The organism is Methylobacterium symbioticum, from assembly GCF_902141845.1.
Taxonomy (GTDB): domain Bacteria; phylum Pseudomonadota; class Alphaproteobacteria; order Rhizobiales; family Beijerinckiaceae; genus Methylobacterium; species Methylobacterium symbioticum.
Genome location: NZ_CABFPH010000035.1, coordinates 12,831 through 36,185, shown reverse-complemented (window position 1 = coordinate 36,185; position 23,355 = coordinate 12,831). Strand labels below are relative to the sequence as shown.

The 23,355-nt window shown below is 70.3% G+C and carries 21 protein-coding genes; 15 read left to right on the top strand and 6 right to left on the bottom strand.

Annotated elements, in window-relative coordinates; genetic code table 11:
- Window positions 1-268: 268 nt before the first annotated feature.
- The 3 genes from dgt (at window position 269) to MET9862_RS13700 (ending at window position 3,346) form a co-directional block, all read left to right on the top strand.
- A complete protein-coding gene (gene dgt, locus MET9862_RS13710) occupies window positions 269-1,714 on the top strand; it encodes a dGTP triphosphohydrolase (protein ID WP_142583509.1) in 1,446 nt (481 codons plus the stop codon).
- Window positions 1,707-2,552 carry a nucleotidyltransferase family protein gene (locus MET9862_RS13705; protein ID WP_012454408.1) on the top strand — a complete coding sequence of 282 codons (846 nt, stop codon included), beginning with the start codon at window positions 1,707-1,709 and terminating at the stop codon, window positions 2,550-2,552. The genes dgt and MET9862_RS13705 overlap by 8 nt, the downstream gene beginning before the upstream one ends.
- 395 nt (window positions 2,553-2,947) lie before the next feature.
- On the top strand, window positions 2,948-3,346 hold the full coding sequence (locus tag MET9862_RS13700) for a hypothetical protein (RefSeq protein WP_131801295.1): 399 nt from the start codon (window positions 2,948-2,950) through the stop codon (window positions 3,344-3,346).
- Window positions 3,347-3,778: 432 nt separating this feature from the next.
- On the opposite strand, the gene MET9862_RS13695 is transcribed toward MET9862_RS13700, so the two are convergent.
- On the bottom strand, window positions 3,779-4,123 hold the full coding sequence (locus tag MET9862_RS13695; RefSeq protein WP_009866858.1) for a helix-turn-helix domain-containing protein: 345 nt from the start codon (window positions 4,121-4,123) through the stop codon (window positions 3,779-3,781).
- Window positions 4,124-4,174: 51 nt separating this feature from the next.
- On the opposite strand from MET9862_RS13695, the gene MET9862_RS13690 reads away from it, so the two are divergent.
- From MET9862_RS13690 to MET9862_RS13655, 8 genes are all read left to right on the top strand, one after another.
- Window positions 4,175-4,909, top strand: a complete 735-nt coding sequence (locus MET9862_RS13690) for an 8-oxoguanine DNA glycosylase (RefSeq protein ID WP_009866859.1) — start codon at window positions 4,175-4,177, stop codon at window positions 4,907-4,909.
- A gap of 119 nt (window positions 4,910-5,028) precedes the next feature.
- Window positions 5,029-5,373 carry a hypothetical protein gene (locus MET9862_RS13685; RefSeq protein ID WP_009866860.1) on the top strand — a complete coding sequence of 115 codons (345 nt, stop codon included), beginning with the start codon at window positions 5,029-5,031 and terminating at the stop codon, window positions 5,371-5,373.
- Window positions 5,370-6,557, top strand: coding sequence for a PfkB family carbohydrate kinase (locus MET9862_RS13680; protein ID WP_012454405.1), 1,188 nt, complete (start codon window positions 5,370-5,372; stop codon window positions 6,555-6,557). Before MET9862_RS13685 ends, MET9862_RS13680 begins: the two co-directional genes overlap by 4 nt.
- Complete coding sequence (locus MET9862_RS13675; protein WP_012454404.1) at window positions 6,554-7,186, top strand: 7-cyano-7-deazaguanine synthase; 633 nt, start codon at window positions 6,554-6,556, stop codon at window positions 7,184-7,186. Before MET9862_RS13680 ends, MET9862_RS13675 begins: the two co-directional genes overlap by 4 nt.
- Before the next feature lie 48 nt (window positions 7,187-7,234).
- Window positions 7,235-7,534 (top strand): hypothetical protein, encoded by a 300-nt coding sequence (locus MET9862_RS13670; RefSeq protein ID WP_241101785.1) that lies wholly within the window; start codon window positions 7,235-7,237, stop codon window positions 7,532-7,534.
- Complete coding sequence (locus MET9862_RS13665; RefSeq protein ID WP_142583508.1) at window positions 7,531-8,712, top strand: hypothetical protein; 1,182 nt, start codon at window positions 7,531-7,533, stop codon at window positions 8,710-8,712. Before MET9862_RS13670 ends, MET9862_RS13665 begins: the two co-directional genes overlap by 4 nt.
- 111 nt (window positions 8,713-8,823) lie before the next feature.
- The gene (locus MET9862_RS13660; protein ID WP_238255312.1) at window positions 8,824-9,519 is read left to right on the top strand and encodes an FRG domain-containing protein; all 696 of its coding nucleotides are present in this window, start codon (window positions 8,824-8,826) and stop codon (window positions 9,517-9,519) included.
- Between the two features lie 9 nt (window positions 9,520-9,528).
- Window positions 9,529-9,870, top strand: a complete 342-nt coding sequence (locus tag MET9862_RS13655; protein ID WP_012454400.1) for a pPIWI-associating nuclease domain-containing protein — start codon at window positions 9,529-9,531, stop codon at window positions 9,868-9,870.
- A 735-nt stretch (window positions 9,871-10,605) separates the two neighbouring features.
- Here MET9862_RS13655 and gyrB read toward each other — a convergent pair.
- The 3 genes from gyrB to MET9862_RS13635 form a co-directional block, all read right to left on the bottom strand.
- Window positions 10,606-13,050 carry a DNA topoisomerase (ATP-hydrolyzing) subunit B gene (gene gyrB / locus MET9862_RS13645; RefSeq protein WP_142583507.1) on the bottom strand — a complete coding sequence of 815 codons (2,445 nt, stop codon included), beginning with the start codon at window positions 13,048-13,050 and terminating at the stop codon, window positions 10,606-10,608.
- 288 nt (window positions 13,051-13,338) lie between these two features.
- On the bottom strand, window positions 13,339-13,980 hold the full coding sequence (locus MET9862_RS13640; RefSeq protein WP_142583506.1) for an MBL fold metallo-hydrolase: 642 nt from the start codon (window positions 13,978-13,980) through the stop codon (window positions 13,339-13,341).
- Between the two features lie 251 nt (window positions 13,981-14,231).
- A complete protein-coding gene (locus MET9862_RS13635; protein WP_142583505.1) occupies window positions 14,232-15,899 on the bottom strand; it encodes an alpha-amylase family protein in 1,668 nt (555 codons plus the stop codon).
- A gap of 272 nt (window positions 15,900-16,171) precedes the next feature.
- Here MET9862_RS13635 and MET9862_RS13630 point away from each other — a divergent pair, with 272 nt between their 5' ends.
- Both MET9862_RS13630 and MET9862_RS13625 read left to right on the top strand, forming a co-directional pair.
- Window positions 16,172-19,252: a penicillin-binding protein 1A gene (locus tag MET9862_RS13630; protein WP_142583504.1), complete on the top strand. Its 3,081-nt coding sequence runs from the start codon at window positions 16,172-16,174 to the stop codon at window positions 19,250-19,252.
- Window positions 19,253-19,274: 22 nt separating this feature from the next.
- Window positions 19,275-20,339 carry a hypothetical protein gene (locus MET9862_RS13625; protein ID WP_142583503.1) on the top strand — a complete coding sequence of 355 codons (1,065 nt, stop codon included), beginning with the start codon at window positions 19,275-19,277 and terminating at the stop codon, window positions 20,337-20,339.
- 42 nt (window positions 20,340-20,381) lie between these two features.
- Here the strand turns inward: MET9862_RS13625 and MET9862_RS13620 are convergent, their stop codons facing one another.
- Entirely contained in the window at window positions 20,382-20,600 is a 219-nt protein-coding gene (locus MET9862_RS13620; protein ID WP_142583502.1) for a hypothetical protein, read from the bottom strand.
- A 282-nt stretch (window positions 20,601-20,882) separates the two neighbouring features.
- On the opposite strand from MET9862_RS13620, the gene MET9862_RS13615 reads away from it, so the two are divergent.
- On the top strand, window positions 20,883-21,131 hold the full coding sequence (locus tag MET9862_RS13615) for a hypothetical protein (RefSeq protein ID WP_142583501.1): 249 nt from the start codon (window positions 20,883-20,885) through the stop codon (window positions 21,129-21,131).
- A 112-nt stretch (window positions 21,132-21,243) separates the two neighbouring features.
- Window positions 21,244-21,903, top strand: coding sequence for a hypothetical protein (locus MET9862_RS13610; protein WP_142583500.1), 660 nt, complete (start codon window positions 21,244-21,246; stop codon window positions 21,901-21,903).
- 320 nt (window positions 21,904-22,223) lie between these two features.
- On the opposite strand, the gene MET9862_RS13605 is transcribed toward MET9862_RS13610, so the two are convergent.
- A complete protein-coding gene (locus MET9862_RS13605) occupies window positions 22,224-23,159 on the bottom strand; it encodes a LysR family transcriptional regulator (protein WP_438616615.1) in 936 nt (311 codons plus the stop codon).
- Window positions 23,160-23,355: the final 196 nt, after the last annotated feature.

The following is a 23,355-nucleotide window of genomic DNA, read 5'->3' as shown; positions in this document are numbered from 1 at the left end:
ATGAGCCGCCCCTCCGGGTTCGGTGGGGACGGGGCGAGGCAGGGACCTCCGGATGGGCCGGCCAACACCGATTTCGTTCTCTCTATGTTCCAATCTTGGAGCGCCTGCCCTAGTGTCTTGCTGGCGCGAGCGGCACCGTACCGAACGGAATCCGTGGACAACCGCAGGATCCTGGCGTGACGCGTCGGAGGGCCGGAACGTAGACCGGGGCGCACGGTGTTGTGGGTGGGCGATGGACCGGGCGTCCTCGCCGCAACGGGATCGAAGGATGGCCGATCAACTCGACTGGAGACGCCTCCTCAACGCGCAGCGGCGCAAGGGAAAGGCCGCAGGCAGAGCCTACACGGCGCGGCTGGGCGAGGACCGGACCGAGCACGAACGTGACCACGACCGTATCCTGTTCTCGACCCCGGTGCGGCGCCTCCAGGACAAGACGCAGGTCTTCCCGTTGGAACGCAACGACAGCGTCCGCACCCGGCTAACCCACAGCCACGAGGTGGCGAACATGGCGCGGAGCATGGGAACCACCCTCGCCTTCGTGCACGGCGGGGCGCTGGGTTTCCCCGGGGAGGTCGAGCCCCTGCGCAACGTGCCCGCCCTCCTGGAGGCCATCGGGCTCGCCCACGACCTCGGCAATCCGCCGTTCGGACATCAGGGCGAGACCGCGATCCAAACCTGGGTGAAGCGGCACTCCGTGCCGCGCAAGGATGACCCGGCCTCGTTCGACATCTTCGACGCGCCGGACCTGAGCGAGCCGATGCGCCGTGATTTCCTGAAATTCGAGGGCAACGCGCAGGCGTTCAGGCTGCTGACGCGATTGCAGATCCTGAACGACGACTTCGGCCTGAACATGACCTATGCCTTCCTGGCGGCCCTGATGAAGTATCCCGTGCCGTCGGACGCGGTCGACAAGACCTCCCAGGCAAGGAAGAAGTTCAACTTCTTCCAGTCGGAGGCCGAGATCGCCGCCGAGGTCTGGGCCGAGACCGGCTTGCGGGAGGGCGTCCGCCATCCCCTGACCTTCGTGATGGAGGCTTGCGACGACATCGCCTACTCGGTGGTGGACGTCGAGGACGCGGCCAAGAAGAAGCTGATCAACTTCAACGTGCTCATGGCTTGGCTGCGTTACGACGCGTGCGACGACGAGTTGACGCTCGACGTCTGCGAGCGGGCCGAGCGCAGCCACGCCGAGTTCCGGGACGCGGGATTGTCGCCCGGGGAACTCGACGACATCTCGATGCAGATGTTCCGCGTGGACGCCATCGGGAAGATGGTGCGGGCCGCGGTTGGGGCGTTCGTGGCGAACCGGGATGCCATCATGGCCGGCGCGTTCGACAGGGAGCTGATGGCGGCCTCCGAGGCGGTCGTGCTGTGGACCTCGTTGAAGCGCTTCGCCAAGTTTCACGTCTACCGCCACCGCAGCGTCCTCGAAGTCGAGCTCGACGGGCACCGGACCGTTCACGAGCTCATGGACATGTTCTGGAAGGCCATCATCGAGCGCAAGGATCCGGACGACCTGCGCTCCGACCGCGAGGCGTTGCCGGCCTACGTGTATTCCCGGATCTCGGAGAACTACCGGCGCGTGGCCGAGTCGCCCGGGAACGCGATGCCGATGCGCTACCGCGAACTGCAGCTCGTCACCGACATGATCTCGGGTATGACCGACACGTTCGCGGTGTCCCTGCGCGACGACCTGAGGCGGCACCATGGCTGACCTTGGCTCCCCCGTCCGCGACGGCGCTGAGCTGTGCCGGCGGATGCAGGCGTTCCTGGCGGACGAGGCTCGCGGGGGCCCCGAGATCGCGGATCTGATCGGCCATCTCGGGCAGGTGGGCGAGGTTGCGATCTTCGGCGGCATGGCCCGGGATATCGCCCGGGGCGGGGCTGCGGCCTTCGCATCGGACGTGGACCTGGTCGTGCACGCGCCGCCGGAGCGCTTGGCGGAGCTGATGCGGGACGGCGCGGCCGTTCGGAACCGCTTCGGCGGCTACCGCATCGCCGGGCGCCGCCACTCGTACGACGTCTGGGCCCTACCCTCCACCTGGGCGGTCCAGTCCGGGCACGTGCAGGCCGCCCACCTGACCGACCTGGTGCACACCACCTTCTTCGACTGCGACGCCGTGCTTTACCTGTGCGGCTCCCGCCGGGTTCACCACGGACCGCGTTTCACCGCCTGGCTGCGCGACGCCATCGTCGACACCAACCTGGAGGAGAACCCGAACCCGCACGGGGTCGTGGCCCGCGCGTTACGGATCCTCCTCGAACATCGGCAGGCCGTCGGGCCCGGCTTGGAGAGGTATCTCCGCAGGATGGCCAAGGGGCACGCGGGCTGCCTCGATGGGGACCTCGCATCACGCCTGTCACGCATCCTCGCAGGCCTGCGCCCGCTGCCCGACGGCCTGGGAGCCACGGCCGCCGCGCGGCACCCGGGTGCGGGTGGTGAGGCGCCCGGGCGGGGCGAGCGGGACCGGGCGAACCGGCATGGCTGCCCCGACCGTTCCCATGTTCCGTGGCCGGCGCCGGGGCGGTTGAGGTGTCCCGGATCATCCTGATCCGGCCCGCGTGCTCCCGCGTTCGAGGCTGATGCGCCTCGCGAGTTGCCGGGCCCTATCCATGGAACCGGCCTTGCGCTGAGGTGGACGCCGCCACCCCTGGTCACCGGACCGAGGTTAAGCGTCAATCGCCCCATGGCAGCGCGCGGCGGGCCGCAAGGCATGGTGGCCGCGTGCGAGCATGGCCGTGTGGCGGCGCGTTTCCCGGACCGGAACGTCCTCGGAGAGGACCGGCCGACGGGGTACGACGCCGCGACGAGGAAGAAGGGCGCGGGCCTGTCGCCGCGCTCGTGGGTCCAACTCGATCAAGGCCGTGGGCTCGGACGCTGCAGGGAGCCTGACGGACGCTTCCGGGGTTGTTCCCGGCGGGCTCCTCCGGGTCGGCCAGGGATGACGTGCGAACCCACCGCCAGAACGAAGATGGGCCGTATGAGCGCGGCGCGATGGAGAGAGCACGCCTGAGTTTCGAGCGCGTGGTCTCCTTGCGCTGCGTGGTCTCGTCGACGGAGGCGGTCGCGCCGATCGGACGCGCGCTGTTGCCGGCCGCGGAAACGGCTGCGGCGAGCGCGTGCAGGTTGGCCGTGCCGCGCACGCTCGCCTGCTCGGTCGCGACCTTCGCCGTGGCCGCGGTGGCGCATGGCACCGTCTGGAGCACGCGTCCGACGCGCGATGCGCAGGTCATGCCCTCGACCTTGCTTCGGGCCCGTTCGGCACGGCCGACGCAGGACGCGCAGCTCATGCCCTCGACAGACCGGTTGATTGTCGTTCCCGCGGACTTCCTGGGCCGGGACTGAGTGCCCGCACCGTCCGCGTGGCCGGCGCACTTCCGTCGCCGGCGTGACGGCGGTCGGGCCCGGCAAGCGACCGTTCGTGCGGACGTCGTCGGCCGCGTGTGGGCCGGGTATGGCTTCGTGCCGGCCGCGAGCCCCGGTGGACCGGAGGGCCGGGGACCGACGCCGAAACGCGGCCTGCACGGCTCTGCGCCGAAGCTCTGGCGGCGTTCCTCTCGCACTGGCCCGAAGCCGGTTCAGCAGCCGGGCCGGCGCCGCTTTCCCGGGGCGGCATAGGTGCGTAACGCCGCGTGCTCGGAGCCGCGCCGGAGGCCGACACGTCGGCGCTCGCCGCCCGGCTGCAGACCAGGCACGGCCGCCCGCAAACGGCCGTTGACCGCACCGGACGACCCTGGAGCGTGGTCCGTCGTGAACGCCAAAAGCCCTGGATCGCCGTCAAGCTCGGTCAGAGTATTCATTTTCATTCACAAGCAGCAGCGCCGCGTCGATCACGTCGCGGAAGGCCGGCGAGCGTTCACAGGCCGCGAGGAGACGCCGCGTCCACGCTTCCGACGGGTGGGCGACGCCCGCGGGCCGCGCGGCGAGATAGGACCGTATCGACGCCTCTAGCTCCGGGCGGGGCCTCTGCTGACCGCGCAAGAGCTTGGAAATGTTGGCCTGGCTGGAGCCCAGCGTGCGGGCGAGCGCCTCCTGGCTCAGGCCGTCCTCGCGCCGGGCTCGTTCCAGCGCCGCCGCGATGGCGGCGCGCTCGCCGCCTGATCCGATCTTGCGTCCCCTCATGCTTTGAATGAAAATGAATATTCGGGGACGGCGTCAAGGGGAATCACGACTATGCTGCTCGAAGCGGACGGCGGCCCGACGGCTGCACGGCGTTCGCCGCCTGATCCAGATGCCGAGATCGTGCCCGGGGTGCGCTGGGGGCGGCCCGAGTGGGTGCCGAGTGCCGCGTTCTGGGCGGACATGGTCAGCCGCGCCAGCGAGCAGTCCGACGGGTTCGTCAACCGCGACGGGTCCCTGCAGGAGGAGGTCGGGTTTTGCCTGCTCGGCGGCTACGGCATCACGGCTGAGGTCAACCATGCGGTTCACGACCGGTTGATGGAGGCCGGCGTGTTCGTGCCGGGACGCCGCCCGGCCGAGGGGGATCTCGAAGCTCTCCTGCTGCAGCCGGTCCTGCTCGGCGGCCGCCCGGTCCGCTACCGGTTCCCGCACCAGCGGGCCCGCCGGCTCGCGGTCGCGTTGGGGATGATCGAGGATGACCCGCCGCCGACCGACGACGCCTTGGCATTCCGGCGCCACCTCATGCGGATTCCGGGCATCGGGCCGAAGACCGCATCCTGGATCACGCGCAACTGGCTGGGCAGCGACGAGGTTGCGATCCTGGATATCCACATCATCCGGGCCGGTCTCCTGATCGGCCTCTTCGACCGGTCGATGCGGGTGCCGCGCGACTACGAGGCGCTGGAGCGGCGCTTCCTGGAGTTCTGCGGGGCGCTCGGCGCCAGGCCGTCCCTGCTCGACGCGGTGATGTGGCGGGCGATGAGGAATATCGGCCGGGGCCCTGTTTGACGGCGGCCGGGAAAAGAGGCCACTGTCGTCTAGGTTCGCGCCCAGGGATCGCGATGTCAGGCGGTAGCAAGTCCAGCACACGCAGGGGCCCGCGTCTGGGGCCGGGTACGTCGTCACCCGTGTCGCCTTCGGGGCGGGAGGGCCAGGGCGGTGGGGCAGGGCTCGGTGGGGGCGCGGACCCTTGCAACCTGCGCTACGACACCGACCTGACGGGGGTGCGGGCCCCTGCGGTGGTGACGGTCCGCGAGCGGGACGTCCTCGACGTGACCTTGCACCGGGAGGATCCCTTCGAGACGGCCGTGTGCCGCACGCGGCCCGCGGCCGACATCGTCGGCTCGCTCGCGGGCATGGAGGGCTTGGACCAACTCCTCGGCTGCCTGCGCGCCGGACATCTGTACGAGGCCCGCGTCATCGAGGTCGATCGCACCCGCTGTCGCGTCTTGGTCGAGCGGGTGACGCGTTGATCGTCGCCGGCGGCTGCTACCTGGAAGTTTGTGCCGTCCCGCGTTGGAGGCGCCTCTTCGGGTCCGGAGGGCGGGCCGCCGCATCGGTCGGCCGGCTCTCGCCCGGAACCGAACTCCATACCTATGCCCACCGGGGGTGGGTCTCGGACGTCCGGAGCTCGATGCACGCGTTCGGTGTGGGCGCGACCGTCCAACCCATCGACGAGAGAATCTCGTTCTCCTACTTCCATCCCCTCTCGCCCGCGTTGCTCGAACCGGCCGTACCCGCTGCGCAACCTGTCCTGACCGTGTCCGGCGACGTGGTGCTTCGGTTCGGCTTCGTGGAAGGCGACGCCGTCGTCTCCGCGCGGCGCGCCGTCCACGATCCGCAGACCGGCCATGCGGCGAGCCCCTTCCGCGCTAATGGCTCCCGGGCCGAGCGGCTCGCCGTCGTGCTGAACCAGGGCGAGGCAGAGGCCGCGACCGGCGCGGCGGGCGACGACGTGGGCACCGCGCTTCTCGCCGCGCACGACGCCGAGATCGTCGTCGTCAAGCGCGGGTGCGAGGGCGCGCGCGTGTTCCGGGTCGGGGGCATGCCGGCCGACATCCCGGCATACCGCTCGGAGCGCGTGTTCAAGATCGGGTCGGGCGACGTGTTCAGCGCGGCCTTCGCGCACCATTGGGGCGAGCGCGGGCTGGACGCCGTCGACGCCGCGGACCTGGCCTCACGCAGCGTCGCGCACTTCGTCGACTACCACGCGCTGCCCCTGCCCCCCGCCGCCGAGCTCGCGTCCCAGTCTGCCCTGCCCGCTGGCCGGCGTCCGGGCCTGATCTACCTGGCGGGACCCTTCTTCGATCTCGCGCAGCGTTGGCTCGTCGAGGAGGCGCTCGAACGGCTCCAGGCACTGGGCGCGCCGGTGTTCTCCCCCTTGCACGAGGTCGGTACGGGCCGTCCGGCCCAGGAAACCGCGGCTGCCGATCTCGAAGGCCTGGACCGCTGCGCCGCGCTGCTCGCGCTGCTCGACGGCGCCGATCCGGGCACCCTGTTCGAGGTCGGGTACGCGCGCGCCCGCGGCAAGCCCGTCGTCGTCCTTGCCGAGCGCCTCGACGACCCGAACCTGACGATGCTCGTCGGCACCGGCTGCCGGGTCGCTCGCGACCTCACATCCGCGCTCTACCAGGCGGCCTGGGCCGCCATGGAATGAGGGCGCTCCTGCTCTCGGGCGGCCTCGACTCGGCGGCCATCGCCGCCTGGCAGAGGCCGGACGTCTGCCTCACGGTCGATTACGGACAGAGGCCGGCCAAGGGCGAGATCGCCGCGGCGGACTCGGTCGCGCGCGAGCTGGGACTTCGCCACGAGATCGCGCGGGTCGACCTGTCGGCCCTTGGCCTTGGCCCGCTCGCGGGGCGCGCGGCCTCGGATCTGGCGCGCGCGCCCGAGTGGTGGCCTTACCGCAACCAGATGCTGGTGACGCTCGCCGGCATGCGGTTCGTGGCCGAGGGACTGACCGAGATCCTGCTCGGGGCGATCAGGACGGATGTTCATGCCGACGGTCGCGCTCCCTTCCTGCGGACCGTCGACCGGCTGATGCACCTGCAGGAGGGAGGCGTCCGGGTCATGGCCCCCGCGCGCCACCTTTCGGCCCTGGAGCTTGTCAGGCGGTCGGGGATCCCCCGTTCACTCCTGGGTGCCACCTTCTCCTGCCATGTCATGGAATACGCCTGCGGTCGGTGCCGTGGCTGCGAGAAGCACCAGGAAACGCTGGCGCGCATCGATGGCGGCCGGGCCCGCGCCGGCACCGCGGCCCGGGCGTCCGCGGCGACGGGAGGTTGAGTCATGTCGGGAGGACCCCCGGGCCGGCGAGGGCGGGCTCCGCGGCGATTGCAGCAGTCCGGCGACGGTTGCGACCTCCACCTCACCGTCGACCTGATAGGGGTGCGTCGTGAGGCGGCGGACCGGGTACGCGAGGGCGACGACCTGCGGATCGAGCTTGTCCACGAGGGGGCCGCGGTCGGCGCGATCTGCCGGAACGGCGAGGGCGCCGTGGTGGGCGCCCTCGCCGCGTTCCCGGGTCTGACGCGGCTTCTCGACTGCCTCGCGCGGGAGGTGCCCTTCGTCGCCCATGTCGAGGAGGTCTCGTCGACGCGGTGCGTGGTGACGGTGTCGAGGACCGACCCATGATCATCGTGGGCGGCAGTTACCGGGAGGTCTGCGCTTACCCGGAATGGGACCGGATTTACGGTTCCGGTGGCCGGGCCGCCGTGGCCGTGAGCGGGCTCGCGCCCGGCTCCGTGCTGCACACCTACGCCTACTCGGGTTGGGCGGCGGACGTACGCGCGACCATGGCGTCGTTCGGCGTCCGTGCCGAAGTGGTCGAGATCGAGAAGGAACTCGTCTTCGAGTACTACCATCCCCTGAGCAAGGAGCCCGTGCCCAAGGCGTCGGCCGGTCTGCCCCGCATCACGGTCTCCGGGGAGGTCGTGCTGAGCTTCGGGATGCTGGAGGGGCCGGCCACGGTCGTGGCCGGCCGGGCCGTCCACGACCCGCAGTCGGACAGTCCCGAGGCGGCCTTCTCGGCGTCAGGGTCGCGGGCGGGCGAGCTGGCATACGTGGTGAGGGACTACATGCTCGCTGCGGCGGATTCGTCGCAGGAGGCGATGGATGTGGCGACACGCATCATGGCCGATGAGGGCGCCTCGGTCGTTGTCGCCCGCCACGCCATCGGCGGCGCCAGCGTCTATGTCGGTGACACGAAGCCGCGGCTGGTTCCGGCCTACATATCGGACACGTGGTTCAAGATCGGCTCCGGCGACGTGTTCTGCGCCGCCTTCGCGCACTACTGGGGCGAGCGCCGGCTCGACCCCGTCGAGGCCGCCGACCTGGCATCGCGCAGCGTCGCCCATTTCAACGACGGTCATCGCCTGCCTCTCCCGGCGCCGCATGCCTTGAGCGCTCTCGTGCCGCAGCCGGACACGGCGCATGGGGGGCGGGTCTTTCTTTCGGGACCGGCGGCGACGCTGCCTCAACGTTGGCTCCTCGACCAGGCACGGTGGTGGCTTCTTGATCTCGGGAGCGAGGTGTTCTCGCCGTTCCATGAGTACGGCGAGCGGCTTGCCGCGAGCGCCGGTCCCGCGCTCGCCGGACTGAGGGCCTGCACGGCTGTCCTCGCGCTTGCGGATGGCGGCGACCCGGGAACGAGCGCCGTCATCGGGCACGCCCGGGCCGTCGGGGTTCCGGTGGTCGTCCTGGCGGAAGCGGTGGCTGCGACGGACCTCGCGGTGCACGCGGGCATGTCGTGCGAGATCGCCCGCGACTTCACGACCGCCCTGTACCGCGCGCACCTGGCCGGAATGCGCTGACCCGACCGGACATCGTCGATGAGACCTCCGACCCGACCCCCTCCCAAACCGCTCCGTGGCGTCTCGGCGGAGCCGGTCCAGCCGCGTGGCCCAGCTTCGGCCGCGGACACCGTGGAGCGTCTCAAGTCGGCGCAGGAGACCTGGCAATCCTTCCAGGACTTCCTGGACCGGCGCATGCACTCGCGCTGGGTCTTTCGGGGCTGCGCGTCCCGCGAATTCCTATGTGTGCCGAGCGCGGGCCGCACGCCGAACCACGACCCGCTGTTCGAGGAGCACCTGTTCCGCGCCTTCAAGCGCGAGGCACGGTTGCACGTCTCGCTGCCGGGGGCGACCGATTGGGACTGGTTGGCCCTGGGGCAGCATTTCGGGCTGCCGACGCGCCTCCTGGACTGGACGACCAACCCACTCGTCGCGTGCTTCTTCGCGGTCTCCAGCGACCCCTTGGACGCCGATGCCGTGATCTACGCCTATCCGGTGGACGACACGCTCGTCATAAATCCGGAGGGCGGACCGGGCCCGTTCGAGATCGACCGCGTGGGGTTCCTGCTCCCGACCACGACGGCCCCGAGGATCGCGAGCCAGCGCGGGTTGTTCTCCGTCCATCCCAGGCCCAGCGAACCCTGGATGCCGAGCGGACTGGCTGAAAACAGCTTCGTCATACCGCGAGGGGTCCGGTCGCGCTTCCAGCGCAAGCTCTTCAGCCTCGGCATCGATGCGGCCCATATCTGGGCTAGCCTTGAGGGCGTATGTCTCTCGCTGAGCTGGCAGTATCGGCAGCGTCTCGGCATTGGCGCCGCCGTGTTCTGAGGAGGTTGCATGCCGGGCCCTGACGCAGCAAGCACGGATGCGGCTGTCCTCCAGGCCGTCGCAACGGCCGTGCGAGAGATCGACCTGACCGGGACCGAAGCCTGGGGGGACCTGGGCGCGCTGTCGGCGCACACGCACGTCGACTCCGTCGAGGTCTTCGCCGACGAGATCAAGGTGCGTGCCGGCAGCTTCGAGGGCCCGATCAACGTCCATTGCACCCTGAATTACGGGAACGGCGCGGACGGCCTTACGGTATCGGAGACCTTTCCAGGACGGTTCGAGGGCAGCCTCTCCCCCGCGGGGCCGGTCATCCTACGGCTGAAGGTGGACACGAGCAGCTTCTACGCCTGAAACGGCCACGGGAACCGCAGGGGCGTATTTATGGTGACGGAGCGGAGGGATGAGTCCCCCTCTACGTCAGACACGACGGTGATGCGTACTTCCTGACCGAAGGCGGGCCATTCGCACCTGACCTCGATTGCGGTCGAGTGTTCTATGAACCTGGCGAGGACTTCGGGATCATCAACGATCCGACGGACGGGCGCGACCCGCCGTTCAAGAGCGAGCCTGGCTCGTTGAGAAATGCTCGGCGACGGGTGAAGCCGAGAGGCCGATTTCCGGCCGACGTGCCTCCCGGTGGGCGTAGTTGGCGGGGCGCGGTGCATCCGGGGGGATGCCGCGGCCGCGCCGTTATTCACCAAGCTTTGCTATTTTCCCTACGCGTAAGCACCAGATTACCTTTAAGCAAAGACAGCCGACTGTCCGTGGATCTCCCGAACCAGGTGAGATCTCAAGCTGGCGTTGGCTTTCACGTCGGAAGTAGGCACTTGCGCCTGTCCCGTGCTATAACGAGCGCCACGGATGGCGCGCGCTCTTTTCGCCCTCGGTCTCGAACGCCAGCTGCCTGTTGAACGCACCAGGATGCCCGGGAAGAACACTTAATCGCTTTCATAGATCAGCCTATTCGCTTTGAAAGGCAGCCTAATCACTTTCCCCCAGAGCCGCGAGGGTCGAACTTCTCAGTAAATCCGGTCAAGTTACCCTTCCATAGGGTCAAACTTTACTGAGAAATTACATGCGAGCTGATCATACATCGAGATTTGCGACGCTGAGTGCATTTTCTTGAATGAATTCGCGGCGGGGCTCAACCACGTCGCCCATCAGCTTCACGAAGAGATCGTCGGCGTCGGTCGAGTCTTTGACTTTGACCTGAAGAAGTGACCGTACGTCGCGATCGAGTGTCGTCTCCCAGAGTTGCTGGGCGGTCATCTCGCCAAGTCCTTTGTAACGCTGGAGGGACAAGCCCTTGCGGCCGAAGGCCATCACCGCCTCGAACAAGCCGACGGGGCCGTGCAGCGCGGTCTCGTCGGTTTTGCGCATCAGCGTGGCTGGCTCGCCGTAAATTTCGCGGAACGTATCGGCCCGCTCAGCAAGGCGGCGTGCCTCCTGAGAAGTGATCAAGCCAGAATCCAGCGCCGCAACTTGGCGGACGCCACGAAGCGTGCGGCTCAAACGGTACCCACCCTCGAAAGCCTCCCCTTCCCACCCGCGTTCGATTTCTTCGGCTATGGCGTTGAGGCGTTTGGCCGTCATGTCGGCAAGAACCTCAGCCTCGCCAGGGCTTTCGGCCGCATTCACCGCGAAAGCGCCGGCCAACACCGCCTGCTCGACGACCGAACGGTCGTAGCGTGTATGCAGGCCCTGCAGGATGCCGCGGAAGGTGCGCGCCTCCTCGACCAGCGTCCGCAGCTGCGGACCGCTGAACTCGGCCCCGGTGGCGAGGCGCAGCACGGCGCCCTCCGTGCCCTGGTCGATCAGGTAGTCCTCGAGCGCCCGCTCGTCCTTCAGGTAGATCGCCTTGCGGCCGCGCTCGGCTTTGTAGAGAGGCGGCTGGGCGATGTAGAGGTGCCCGCGGTCGATCAGCTCCGGCATCTGGCGGAAGAAGAACGTCAGCAGCAGCGTGCGGATATGCGAGCCGTCCACGTCCGCATCGGTCATGATGATGATGCGGTGGTAGCGCAGCTTGTCCGGGTTGAAGCCCTCCCGGTCGGTGGAGGAGCGGCCGATGCCGGCCCCCAGCGCCGTGATCAGCGTGCCGATCTCGGCCGAGGACAGCATCCGGTCGGCGCGCACCCGCTCGACGTTCAGGATCTTGCCGCGCAGCGGCAGCACCGCCTGGAAGGCGCGGTCGCGGCCCTGCTTGGCCGAGCCGCCGGCGGAATCGCCCTCCACCAGCAGGATCTCGCACTTGGTCGGGTCGCGCTCCTGGCAGTCGGCGAGCTTGCCGGGCAGGGAGGCGATGTCGAGGGCCCCCTTGCGCGTCACGGTCTCGCGCGCCTTGCGGGCGGCCTCCCGGGCGGAGGCCGCGAGCACGACCTTGCCGACGACGGAGCGGGCCTGGGTCGGGTTCTCCTCCAGCCAGGTCGAGAGGCCCTCGTTCAGCACGTTCTCGACCGCCGGGCGGACCTCCGACGAGACGAGCTTGTCCTTGGTCTGCGAGGAGAATTTCGGGTCCGGCACCTGCACCGAGATGACCGCGGTGAGGCCCTCGCGGCAATCCTCGCCGGTGAGCGAGATCTTCTCCTTCTTGGTGATGCCCGAGGACTCGGCATAGCCGGTGACCTGCCGGGTCAGCGCCGCGCGGAAGCCCGCCATGTGGGTGCCGCCATCGCGCTGCGGGATGTTGTTGGTGAAGGGCAGCACGGTCTCGTTGAAGGAGTCGTTCCACCAGAGCGCCACCTCGACCCGGATGCCGTCGCGCTCGGCGCGCACCACGACGGGCTTGGTCATGCCCTCGATCGGTTTGCGCGAGCGGTCGAGGTAGCGCACGAAGGCCTCGATGCCGCCGTCGTAGTAGAGCTCCTCGCGCTTCTTCTCGGCATGGCGCGCGTCGGTGAGCACGATGCGCACGCCGGAGTTCAGGAAGGCGAGCTCGCGCAGGCGCTTCTCGAGGGTGGGATAGTCGAACTCGACCATCGAGAAGGTCAGCGGGCTCGGCAGGAAGGTCACTTCCGTGCCGCGCCGCCCGTTGCCGGGGCCGACCACCGCGAGCGGGGCCTTGGCCTCGCCATGGCCGAACTCCATCGCGTGCTCCGTGTCGTTGCGCCAGATCCGGAGCTTGAGCCAGACCGAGAGCGCGTTGACCACCGAGACGCCGACGCCGTGCAGGCCGCCCGAGACCTTGTAGGAGTTCTGGTCGAACTTACCGCCCGCGTGCAGCTGGGTCATGATGACCTCGGCCGCCGAGACGCCCTCCTCCTTGTGGATGTCCACCGGGATGCCGCGTCCGTTGTCGGACACCGTGCAGGAGCCGTCGGCGTTGAGGGTCACGGTCACGAGGTCGGCATGGCCCGCGAGCGCCTCGTCGATGGCGTTGTCCACCACCTCGTAGACCATGTGGTGCAGGCCCGAGCCGTCGTCGGTATCGCCGATATACATGCCCGGGCGCTTGCGGACGGCGTCCAGGCCCTTGAGGACCCGGATCGATTCCGCGCCGTAGGCGTCGTGTTCAGTCTGCGGAGTGTCGGCCATGAAATTCCTCGGGCAGGCGGGGTCTTCGCCATGCTCCGCCCAGCCCTGCCGGGCGGCTTCGCCTGCGATTCGTCGAACCCGCCTGATATAGGGGTTCAGCCTTGAAATTGCATCGGTTTCCCGGCGCGGCACCGAGGCCTGGACCGGGATTTCTGGCCCTATCCCGTTAAAGCCGCGTTAGGGCTGCGCGGGAACGTCCGAAGCGGGCGGGACGGGATCGGGCTGCCCGCGGATCGACCGCGCGTTCCGCGACACCCGGTCACGCCCGCGCGGCGAAGCCTGCCGCGCTCAATCCTGCAGGAACGGGTTCGAGACGCGCTCCTCGCCCAGCGTCCCCGTCGGGCCGTGGCCGGAGATGAAGGCGACGTCGTCGCCGAGCGGCAGCACCTTCTCCTTGATCGCCCGGATCAGCTGCTCGTGGTTGCCGCCGGGCAGGTCCGTGCGGCCGACCGAGCCCTTGAAGACCACGTCGCCGACGAGGGCGAAGCGGGCGTCGCGGGAGACGAAGACCACGCTGCCCGGGGAGTGGCCGGGAGCGTGCAGGATGTCGAAGGTGAGGCCGCCGACCGTGACCTGGTCGCCCTCGGCGAGCCAGCGGTCCGGCGTCACCGCGCGGGCGCCGTCGAGGCCGTAATTGGCGCCGGTCATCGGCAGGGAATCGAGCAGGAACCGGTCGGCCTCGTGGGGCCCCTCCACCGGCACGCCGAGGCGCTCCTTCAACTCGTCCGCGCCGCCGGCATGGTCGATATGGCCGTGGGTCAGAAGGATCTTCTCGATCGTGACGCCCTGCTGGGCGATGGCCGCCTCGATCCGGTCGAGGTCGCCGCCCGGATCGACCACGGCGCCGACCTTGGTCGCATCGTCCCAGATCAGGGTGCAGTTCTGCTGGAAAGGCGTGACCGGGATGATCCCGGCGCGGGGCGTGGGCATGGGCTTGGGCTCGCTCTTCGTCCGAAGGCGCGTTCTAGCCCGGATCGCCCGGCGAGGGCACCTGCCCCATCCGAGCCCGTCGGAGCGGATGCGCCGATCTCGGCGCGCAGACCTCGTCAGTCCCGTCCCCGACCTCTTCCTGAGGCGGCCGCGGCACCCCCTCTCCCCGACCGATCCCGGGCTTGCCCGAGATCGGCACCGGGGAACCGACGTCGGGCAAGCCCGACTGCGGGCGGGGCGAGGGGATCCGCTCAAGCCGGCGTGCGCTTCAAGGGCGCGTCGAGGCCGCCGACCCGGAACCAGTGATAGCCGTAGCCCTCCAGGCAGAGGCGGTGGCGGCCTTTCGCCTCCGCCTCGCTGCGCTCCCCGGTGAGGAGGTCGATCAGCAGGTCGCCCGCGGGCGCGGGCACGCCGGTCGCGATCTCGACCTCGATCGGTCCCGGATCGAGGTTGAGCACGCAGACCACCGTGTTGTTGCGCCAGTCGTAGCGCAGGGCCAGCACCGGGCTCCGGCCGGTCTCCAGCGCCGAGACCTGGCCCCAGCCGATCTCGGGCGCCTCCTTGCGCACCCGGATCATGCTCTGCATCCAGGTGAGCAGCGAGTCGCGTTCGTGCCGCTGCCCGGCCACGTTGACATGGGCGTAGCCGTAGGGACCGTGGTCGATCACCGGCATCACCGGCCGCTCGGCGGCGGTGAAGCCGCCGTGCCGCTCGTTGGTCCACTGCATCGGCGTGCGGGCGCAGTCGCGCTCCTTGAGGGCGAGGTCGTCGCCCATGCCGATCTCGTCGCCGTAGCGCAGCACCGGCGTGCCGGGCAGGGCGAACATCAGCGCGTAGGCGAGCCGGATCCGGCGCGGATCGCCGTCGAGCATCGGCGCGAGGCGGCGGCGGATGCCGCGGTCGTAGAGCTGCATCCCCTTTTCGGGCCCGAATTTCTCGAACACCAGGGCCCTCTGCTTGTCCGTCAGCCGGCCGAGGTCGAGCTCGTCGTGGTTGCGCAGGAAGGTGCCCCACTGGCAGGAGGCCGGGCGCGGCGTCGTCCGCTCGATCGCCTTGACGAGGGGGCGCGCGTCATGGGCGGCCAGTGCGTAGAAGGTCGCCTGGTTGACCTGGAAGTTGAACATCATGTGCATGCGGTCGGCGTCGTCGCCGAAATAGTCGAGGTCCTGCTTCGGCAGGATGTTGGCCTCGGCCAGGATGATCGCGTCCCCTTTCCGCCATTGCAGGAACTCACGGAAGTCGCGCAGCATGTCGAAGTTTTCGCGCGGCGTGCCCCCGACATCCGCGCCCTTCTGCGCGATCACGAAGGGCACCGCGTCCATGCGGAAGCCGGAGACGCCGAGCTGGATCCAGAAGCCCATGATCTTCAGGATCTCGGCCAGGACCGCGGGGTTGCCCGTGTTGAGGTCGGGCTGGAAGTCGAAGAAGCGGTGGAAGTAGTAGGCGCCCGCCTCGCGGTCGTAGGTCCAGGTCGTCGTCTGCACGCCGGGGAAGACCATGCCCTTGTCGGCGTTCGAGGGCTTCTCCGTCGACCAGACGTACCAGTCCCGGTAGGGTGAATCCGGGTCCTTGCGCGCCGCCTGGAACCAGGGGTGCCGGTCCGAGGTGTGGTTGACCACGAGGTCGATGATCACCCGCAGGCCCCGCTGCTTGGCGGCATGGGTGAAGGCCACGAAATCGCCGAGCGAGCCGTAATCGGGGTCGACGCCGTAATAGTCCGCGATGTCGTAGCCGCCGTCGCGCTTCGGCGAGGGCTGGAACGGCATCAGCCAGATCGCGGTGACGCCGAGCCCCTGCAGGTAGTCGAGCCGCCGCTCCAGCCCCGCGAAGTCGCCGATGCCGTCGCCGTTCGCATCCATGAAGGTGCGCACCGACAGGCAGTAGATGACGGCGTTCTTGTACCAGAGGTCGGTGATCACGAGGGACTCCGCGGCGTTGCGACCGAGCGCTCGACAGGCGCTCGGACGAGGGGGGCGGGCACGGCGCAAGCTGACGAGCGGAACGCGACGCGGCGATCGCTCAGCCCGACCATTCATGGGGCTTCGGGCCCCAACGCCCGCCCCGGGAAAAGCGTTGCCGTTTCCCCGCCCCTCCTTAAAAGAGCCGCGTTGTCCAGGCCCTGTTCAGCCGCCCCGGCGTTGTCTCGAAGCGGCCGGGACCGAGTTCCCGCGCCGCGCCGCACCCGGATCGTATGAACGCCATCCTGATCAAGCTGTTCGCGACCGCGCTGACCCTCAGCCAGGTCACGACGCGGCCGGACGCCGTGAAGACGCGCTTCGACGCGGCCAGCGACGGGGCGCAGGTCGTGCAGATCCTGCGCGACGGCTGCGCCCATATGCGCAAGGCCTTCGACATCGAGGACATCAACCTCGACGAGCTGATCTCCACCGCCATGGAGGATCCGAGCGCGGTGGCCGGCGCCTCGGCCCCGAAGATCCTGCACGGGCTCGATATCGGCGAGCTCAACACGAGCTACCGCCAGTTCTGCAAGGGCGAGAACCCGGCCAATGCCCCCTTCGAGGCGAAGGCGGTGATCGAGTTCTACAACAAGGCCACCGAGAACCTGCCGACCGCCGAGGCCCTGCGCGACAAGGCGCTGCCCGGCATGACCCAGATCCTCGACGGGGCGGGCCAGCCCTTCGCCGAGACCTTCGAGGCGAACGGGCGCCGCCTCAACGTGCCGATCGAGAGCGTGCCCGCCCTCGTGCAGAAGGCCTTCATCGCGGCCGAGGACAAGCGCTTCGAGAGCCACCGCGGCATCGACGAGCGCGGCGTGATCCGCGCCTTCATCGGCAACCTCGCCGCGCCCGGGCGCCCGCAGGGCGGCTCCACCATCACGCAGCAGGTGGTGAAGAACCTCTCGGTGGGCGACGACGTCACCTACGAGCGCAAGATCCGCGAGATGATCGTCGCGGCCCGCCTGGAGCGGATCCTGACCAAGCCCCAGATCCTCGGGCTCTACCTCAACGGGATCTATCTGGGCCGCGGCGCCTACGGCATCGAGATGGCGGCGCGCTCCTATTTCGGGAAGTCGGTGGGCGCGCTCACCCTGCCGGAGGCCGCCCTGCTCGCCGGCATGCCCAAGGGCCCGAACTTCTACAGCCCCGACAGGTACCCCGACCGCGCCCGCGAGCGCCGCGCCTACGTGCTCTCGCGCCTGAAGGAGGAGGGCGCGATCACCGAGGCGCAGATGGCCGAGGCCGTGAAGGCCGATCTCGGCCTCAAGCCGATCGAGACCGCGCGGCGCGACAGCGGCTTCTACGTGGTGGACTATCTGAACCGCGAGGCGCGCACGCTGGCGGGCGTCGAGTCGCTGACGGCCGCCTCCTACACGGTGCGCTCCACGATCAATGCCGGGCTGCAGCGGGCGGTGGAGGGCGCGCTCCAGGACGGGCTCGCCACCTACGAGCGCGCCACCGGGCGGCAGAGCTGGAGCGGGCCCGAGCTGACCCTCGCCGAGAGCGTGCGGCGCCTCGAGGCCGCCTCGCCCGCCCCCGAGGCCGCCCCGCAATCCGCCCCGACCGTGACGGGTGCCGAGCCGCCGCGCGACCGCACGGGCGCCGGATCGGCCGGCGCGGGCAGGGCGGAGGCGAAGGCCGCGTCCAGGCTTGCGGCCACGAAGCCCCCTGCCCCGAAAGGCCCCGCCCCGAAATCCCCGGCTGCGAAGCCCGCCGGACCCAAACCCGCCTGGCTGCGGGCGCTGGAGAGCGCGCGGCCCGCGCTCTACGACGTGCACTGGCCGCTCGCGATCGTGCTGGAGACCGGCCGCAACGGCGTGAAGGTCGGCCTGCCCGACGGCCGCGTGGCCGCCCTCGATCCGGGCATCGCCCGCGGCAAGCTCCAGCCCTACGACGCGGTGCGGGTGAAGCTGCGCGACGGCAAGGGTGGGCCGCGGGCCGAGATCCGGGTGCGTCCGACCGTGCAGGGCGCCGCCCTGGTGCTGGAGAACCGCACCGGCCGGATCCTGGCCATGGCCGGCGGCTTCTCCTACCCGCTGAGCCAGCTCAACCGGGTGACCCAGGCGGTGCGCCAGCCCGGCTCGACGCTCAAGCCCCTCACCTATCTCGCCGCGCTGAATGCCGGCCTCCAGCCCAACACCCTGGTGATGGACAGTCCCGTGACCCTGCCGCCGATCGGGGGCGTCGGCGAGTCCTGGTCGCCCAAGAACTATGACGGCGCCGGCTCCGGCCCGGTGACCCTGCGGCGCGGCCTCGAATTCTCGAAGAACCTCGTCACCGCCCGCCTCCTCCAGGGCGGCATCGCGGAGAAGGCGCCGCAGAGCCTCAAGCGGGTCTGCGACATCGCGCTGGAGGCCCAGCTCTATGCCGAGTGCGAGCCCTACTATCCCTTCGTGCTCGGCGCGCAGCCGGTGCGCATGCTGGATCTGGCCGGCTTCTACGCCGCGGTGGCGAACGAGGGCGCGCGGCCCGCGCCCTACGCGCTGGAATCGGTCGAGCGCGACGGCAAGCCGGTCTACAGCCACGCCGCGCGCGAGCCGGCGCGGATCGGCTCGGCCGACCGGGTCTCCTTCTACCAGCTGAAGACCATGCTGCAGGGCGTCGTGCAGCACGGCACCGCGGCGGCCCTCGCCCGCTACGGGGCCTATCTGGCCGGCAAGACCGGCACCTCGGAGAACGAGAACGACGCCTGGTTCGCCGGGCTGACCAACGAGGTCTCGGTGGTGGTCTGGGTCGGCTACGACAATGCCGACGGCACCCGCCGGACGCTGGGCCGCGGCCAGACCGGCGGCCATCTCGCCGTGCCGATCGCCGGCCGCATCGTCGAGGCGGTCTGGGCCAACGGCGTGCCCAAGACCCCGCTGCGCGGCCCCTCCCCGGAGGCGCGGCCGCTCATCGCCGACATCGCCGTCGATGCCCGCAGCGGCCAGCGCGGCGGCGGCTTCCTCGAGCATTTCCGCCTGGGCGGCGACGGGCGCGTGGCCGACACGCAGTACCGCCTCGTGCCGCGCGAGACCCTCTACGCGCTCAGGCCCGACGCCGAGGACGGCGACCTCGCCGGCGCCGAGGACGGGGCCGACGTGCAGGGCGATCTCTTCGGCGGCCTGTCCGGCGGCCGCGCGCGGAGGGCCGAGCCCGACCTGCTCGACCCGTTCGGCGAGCGGCCGGCGGCGCGCAGCCGCCGCGCGCAGGGCGACCTCGACGGCTACCGGCCCTGGCCCGGAACCCAGCGCTCGCCCTTCGGCGACGACGAGGACGTGCGGCCCCGCCGCCGCGACCCGGACTACCTGTTCGGCGACGACCCGCGCTACTGACCCGCCTGATCCCAATCGAGGAATGTCCGTGAAGACGCTGCGTCCGGCGACCCTGTCGCTCGCCCTCCTGGCCGCCTGTGCCGCCTGCCCCGCCCTGGCCCAGACCGCGCCGCAGACCCCCGCGCAGGGACCCGCCTCCGACCGCATCAGGGAGGTCCCCTCGGTGACCGCGCAGGATCCGGCGACCTTGAAGCCCGGCACCATCCTGTTCACCGACCACCGCGACCAGCCGGCGAACCCCGAGAGCGGCCTCGTGCCCTATCTCGACTGGCTGCGCCTGCGCCCGGCCGAGGCCGCCGCCCTCTCGCCCTTCCCCGGATACAAGGAGCCGGACTACGCCCAGACCGTGAACGGGGTGACGAAGCAGCGCCACGAGACCCTGAAGGTCTACGTGGCGGAAGGGCGCTTCGTGGTGGCCCGCCCGCCAGAGGCGATCGACCTCAACGCCTTCGCCAATCTCGACTTCGTCAAGCGGATGGACCCGGCGATCCGGCACAAGGCGCTCAACCCCGCCGAGGTGACGCCGACCAAGGACCCGGCCGCCGCCTTCGCCCGCCGGCCCGACCGGCCCTGGTGCGAGGCCGGCACCTGCATCGAGTCCCGCTACGACCTGGAGGGCAAGCTGCCGCTCGGCGTGAAGCTCGCCAACAAGCTGGAGGAAGGCTCGTCCAAGAAGATCGCCGAGTACGTCTCGTTCCAGAGCGAGCTGCACACGCTGCCGCCGGAGCAGGCCGCGGCGCTTTCCGGGCTCACCAAGATCGATACGGCGGTGACCGGCGGCATCGAGCAGACCATCTTCTGGGTCAACCAGATCCTGCGCTTCGGCAAGTTCCTGGCGGTGTTCCAGCCCATGCCGGGCGACCCGCAGAAGACGGTGGTGACCACCTACATGGCGCTCGCCATCAAGGCGGACGTGCTCGACCGCAAGGCGGAATATGCCCGCGTGCCGGTGCTGAAGAACCTGCTCCCGGCCCAGGTGCTGATGGGCAATTCGAGCTTCAACACCGGCAACTCGATCAGCGCCGGCCTGCCCACCTACGCCCGCAACCGCATCGTCGCCTTCGCCGACGCGGTGTCGCGGCGCTGACGGCGGCTCCCCTCCCCCGCCGAGGGGGAGGGGAGCCGTGTCTCAGTACCCCCGGTTGCCGATCGTCGGAAGGCTCGGCTGGGTGTAGGCGCGGTTCACGTCCCGGCGGGACTGCGTGCCGTTGGTGTCGTTGGAGCGCCGGAAATTGTCGGTGCTGAACTGCTCGGAGAAGCCGCTGCGGCTGTCCGAGCCCTCGGTGCTGCTGCAGGCGGCGAGGCCGAGGCCGGTCAGCAGGACGACGGGGAGGAGAAGGAAGCGCATCGCGAAAAGGCCTCGTGGTGAGGGGCTGGAACGGGATCCTCGCGCGCGAAGCCGGCATCCGTGAGGCCGCGCCCTGCACCGGGTCGGGCCGAGTGGCCCGCGCGCGGCGCGCGGTCAAGCCGAGGCGCGCGGCGGTGAACGCGTCGGCGCGCAACTGATGTGATGCGGCCACGGAAAACTCACCACGCCCGCGGCTTTGCCGCACCGCCTCCCGGCAATCGTGTGGAGGAGGCGCCCTGCCCCCTGGCGAATCCGGCCGGATTCGAGCGAGAACCGTCGGCGATGAGCAACGTCGTGCCCTTCCGCCAGCGCCAGCCCGTCGCGCAACTCGCCCGCTGCGAGGTCGTGGCCGTCGCCGGAGACCTCCTCACCCTGCTGGAGCAGCTCGAGGATGTCTGCGCCCGCGCCGCCGCCACCGGCCGTCCGGCCCTGGAGGTCGAGCGCACCGTGCAACATCTCCTCGATGCGGTGAGCGCCGTGGAGCGCGCCCTCGACTGCATCGGCGAGGGCGAGCAGGCCGAGCCGGCCTGACGGGTCCGGGAGCCGGGAGCTTAACGAAGGCTGAAAGTTTCGGAACTGCCGAGGTCAACTTCCCGTTGAGCGCTTGAACGACGCCCGCGTCAGCGCGCCACGGAGATCCCGGATGCTTCCGACACGCCCCCGCCGCGCCGCCCTGGCGCTGACCGCGCTCGGATTGCTGGCCGGCACTGCGGCCCAGAGCGGCGCACACGCCCAGGAGGTCGGCTTCTTCGAAGCCCTGTTCGGCCGGGCCCGACAGGAGGCGCCCCAGCCCCAGATGCAACCGCAGGTCCAGGCCGGCTCTGGCGGCTACGTCCCCTCTCGCCGGCACGACCGCGGCGCGGCCCGCCAGCGCCTGCGCACCCGCTACGCCGCCCTTCCGAAATCCGAGCCCCTCAAGGTGAAGATCACCGACCGCCAGACCCCGCTGGACATGTCCCAGGGGCCGGCCGCCGCGCTGATGAAGGACGAGACCCTGCGCCCCGGCGACATCGTCATCCTGAAGACCGGGCCGCAGGTCTTCACGGGGCCGGTCGAGAAGCGCCACACGATGCGCGACTTCGAGCCGGCTCAGAATTCCCGCCTCGTGGACCGGCGCACCCGCCAGCAGCTCGCCGCCATGGTCGCGCCCGTCGGCGCCCTGCCCGCGGACGAGGCGCGCCGCGTGCTCGCTCGGATGAAGCGCAACGCCCCGCGCAATCTCGCCCCGGTCTCGGCCGAGGCGCGCAACGGCGCCGAGCCGGCGGCGATGCGGGTGATCAACGTCTGGTCCGCGCAGCCGTAGAGGCTGTTCGAGCGGGGTGGTAGCGCATCCCCTCTCCCCGCCCGAAGTCGGGCCTGCCCGACTTCGATTCCCCGGTGCGGATCTCGGGCAAGCCCGAGATCCGGGCGGGGAGCGCGGCGAGGCGGCAGCCGAGGGTGAGGGGGCGGTTGAGGAAGAGCCTCCTCCGGAATCACCCCCTCACCCTCGCTGCCGCTCGTCGCGCCGACGACGAAGTCGTCGCGACCCTCTCCCCGCCCGGCGGGGAGAGGGGGACGCGCTTCAAGCCGAAGCGATGCACCGGAAACCGCTTCGAGCGCCCTCCCCCGAGGTCGATCGGCCCCTCACGGTCCGGCGGCGCGCAGGTGGTCGAGGAGCAGGGCGGCGGCCGGCGGCAGGGCGCCCGGGCGGACCACCAGGGTGAGCGCGCGCTGCGCCCAGGGGTCGGTGAGGGGCACGGCGGTGAGCCGCATCTGCGGCCCGAGCAGCGCGTAGACCCCCTCCGGCACGGTGCCGAGCCCCATCCCGGCCTGCGCCATGCGGCAGATCGCGTCGAAGCTCGGCACGTGGATGCGCAGGCGCAAGGGGCGCCCGAGGCGGCGCGCCTCGTCGCGGAGCGCGGCGTAGATCGAGCTCGCGGCATGCATGCCGACATGGTCGTAGTCGAGGGTCTCGGACAGGGCCAGGGCCGGGCGGCCGGCGAGCGGATGGTCGGCCGGCATCACCAGCACCAGCCGGTCGCCGCGGTAGCGGTGGGCGGTGAGCGAGCGGGTATCGGTGCCGCCGGCGCAGATGCCGAGGTCGGCCGCACCCTCCTCCACACCGGCCACCACGCCGCCGCTCGGGCGCTCCTCCAGATCGACCCGGATGCGCTCCTGCGCCGCCAGGAAGGCCTGCAGGTCCTCGGGCAGGAACTGCACGATCGCCGAGAGGTTCGCCAGCATCCGGACGAAGCCGCGCACGCCGCGGGCATGCTCGGCGAGTTCGAGCGCGATCTGCTCGGCGCTCGCCAGCATGCGCCGGGTGTGGTGCAGCAGGGTCTCGCCGGCCGGAGTCGGGCGCATGCCCCGGGGCTCCCGCACCATCAGGGTGCAGCCGAGGGTCAATTCCAGCTCGGCCAGCCGCTTGCTCACCGCCGAAGGGGCGATCGCCGCGCGGCGGGCCGCGCCGTTGAGCGTGCCCTCCTCGCAGATCGCCGCGAAGAGCCGCAGCGTCTTGAGGTCGAGGCGGCTCAGGGTTGCCGCGGCGGGAAGCTCTCCGGAAATGGCCTGACCTCGCAACCCGCCCCGTCCGATCCCGTCGGGCCGATCCTGTCGGGACGCCGGGTCCGGGCTTCACGGGACCCCATCGCGCGCCGCGCGGGCGACAGGCCGCGCGGATCAATGTCCGCGATCTCGGCAGGGGGGACAACGGGGCCGGCCGCACTGTCACGAAAGCCTCTGGTCTCCCGCGAGGCGCTGCGGCACAATTGATGCG

What these genes read in the sequence shown, in the direction of transcription:
- MET9862_RS13655 (WP_012454400.1), top strand. Translation starts at nt 9,529, where the DNA reads ATGCCGGGCCCTGACGCAGCAAGCACGGATGCGGCTGTCCTCCAGGCC.
- MET9862_RS13675 (WP_012454404.1), top strand. Translation starts at nt 6,554, where the DNA reads ATGAGGGCGCTCCTGCTCTCGGGCGGCCTCGACTCGGCGGCCATCGCC.
- MET9862_RS13610 (WP_142583500.1), top strand. Translation starts at nt 21,244, where the DNA reads ATGCTTCCGACACGCCCCCGCCGCGCCGCCCTGGCGCTGACCGCGCTC.
- MET9862_RS13630 (WP_142583504.1), top strand. Translation starts at nt 16,172, where the DNA reads ATGAACGCCATCCTGATCAAGCTGTTCGCGACCGCGCTGACCCTCAGC.
- MET9862_RS13640 (WP_142583506.1), bottom strand. Translation starts at nt 13,980, where the DNA reads ATGCCCACGCCCCGCGCCGGGATCATCCCGGTCACGCCTTTCCAGCAG.
- MET9862_RS13705 (WP_012454408.1), top strand. Translation starts at nt 1,707, where the DNA reads ATGGCTGACCTTGGCTCCCCCGTCCGCGACGGCGCTGAGCTGTGCCGG.
- MET9862_RS13615 (WP_142583501.1), top strand. Translation starts at nt 20,883, where the DNA reads ATGAGCAACGTCGTGCCCTTCCGCCAGCGCCAGCCCGTCGCGCAACTC.
- MET9862_RS13665 (WP_142583508.1), top strand. Translation starts at nt 7,531, where the DNA reads ATGATCATCGTGGGCGGCAGTTACCGGGAGGTCTGCGCTTACCCGGAA.
- MET9862_RS13690 (WP_009866859.1), top strand. Translation starts at nt 4,175, where the DNA reads ATGCTGCTCGAAGCGGACGGCGGCCCGACGGCTGCACGGCGTTCGCCG.
- MET9862_RS13625 (WP_142583503.1), top strand. Translation starts at nt 19,275, where the DNA reads ATGTCCGTGAAGACGCTGCGTCCGGCGACCCTGTCGCTCGCCCTCCTG.
- MET9862_RS13695 (WP_009866858.1), bottom strand. Translation starts at nt 4,123, where the DNA reads ATGAGGGGACGCAAGATCGGATCAGGCGGCGAGCGCGCCGCCATCGCG.
- MET9862_RS13620 (WP_142583502.1), bottom strand. Translation starts at nt 20,600, where the DNA reads ATGCGCTTCCTTCTCCTCCCCGTCGTCCTGCTGACCGGCCTCGGCCTC.
- dgt (WP_142583509.1), top strand. Translation starts at nt 269, where the DNA reads ATGGCCGATCAACTCGACTGGAGACGCCTCCTCAACGCGCAGCGGCGC.
- gyrB (WP_142583507.1), bottom strand. Translation starts at nt 13,050, where the DNA reads ATGGCCGACACTCCGCAGACTGAACACGACGCCTACGGCGCGGAATCG.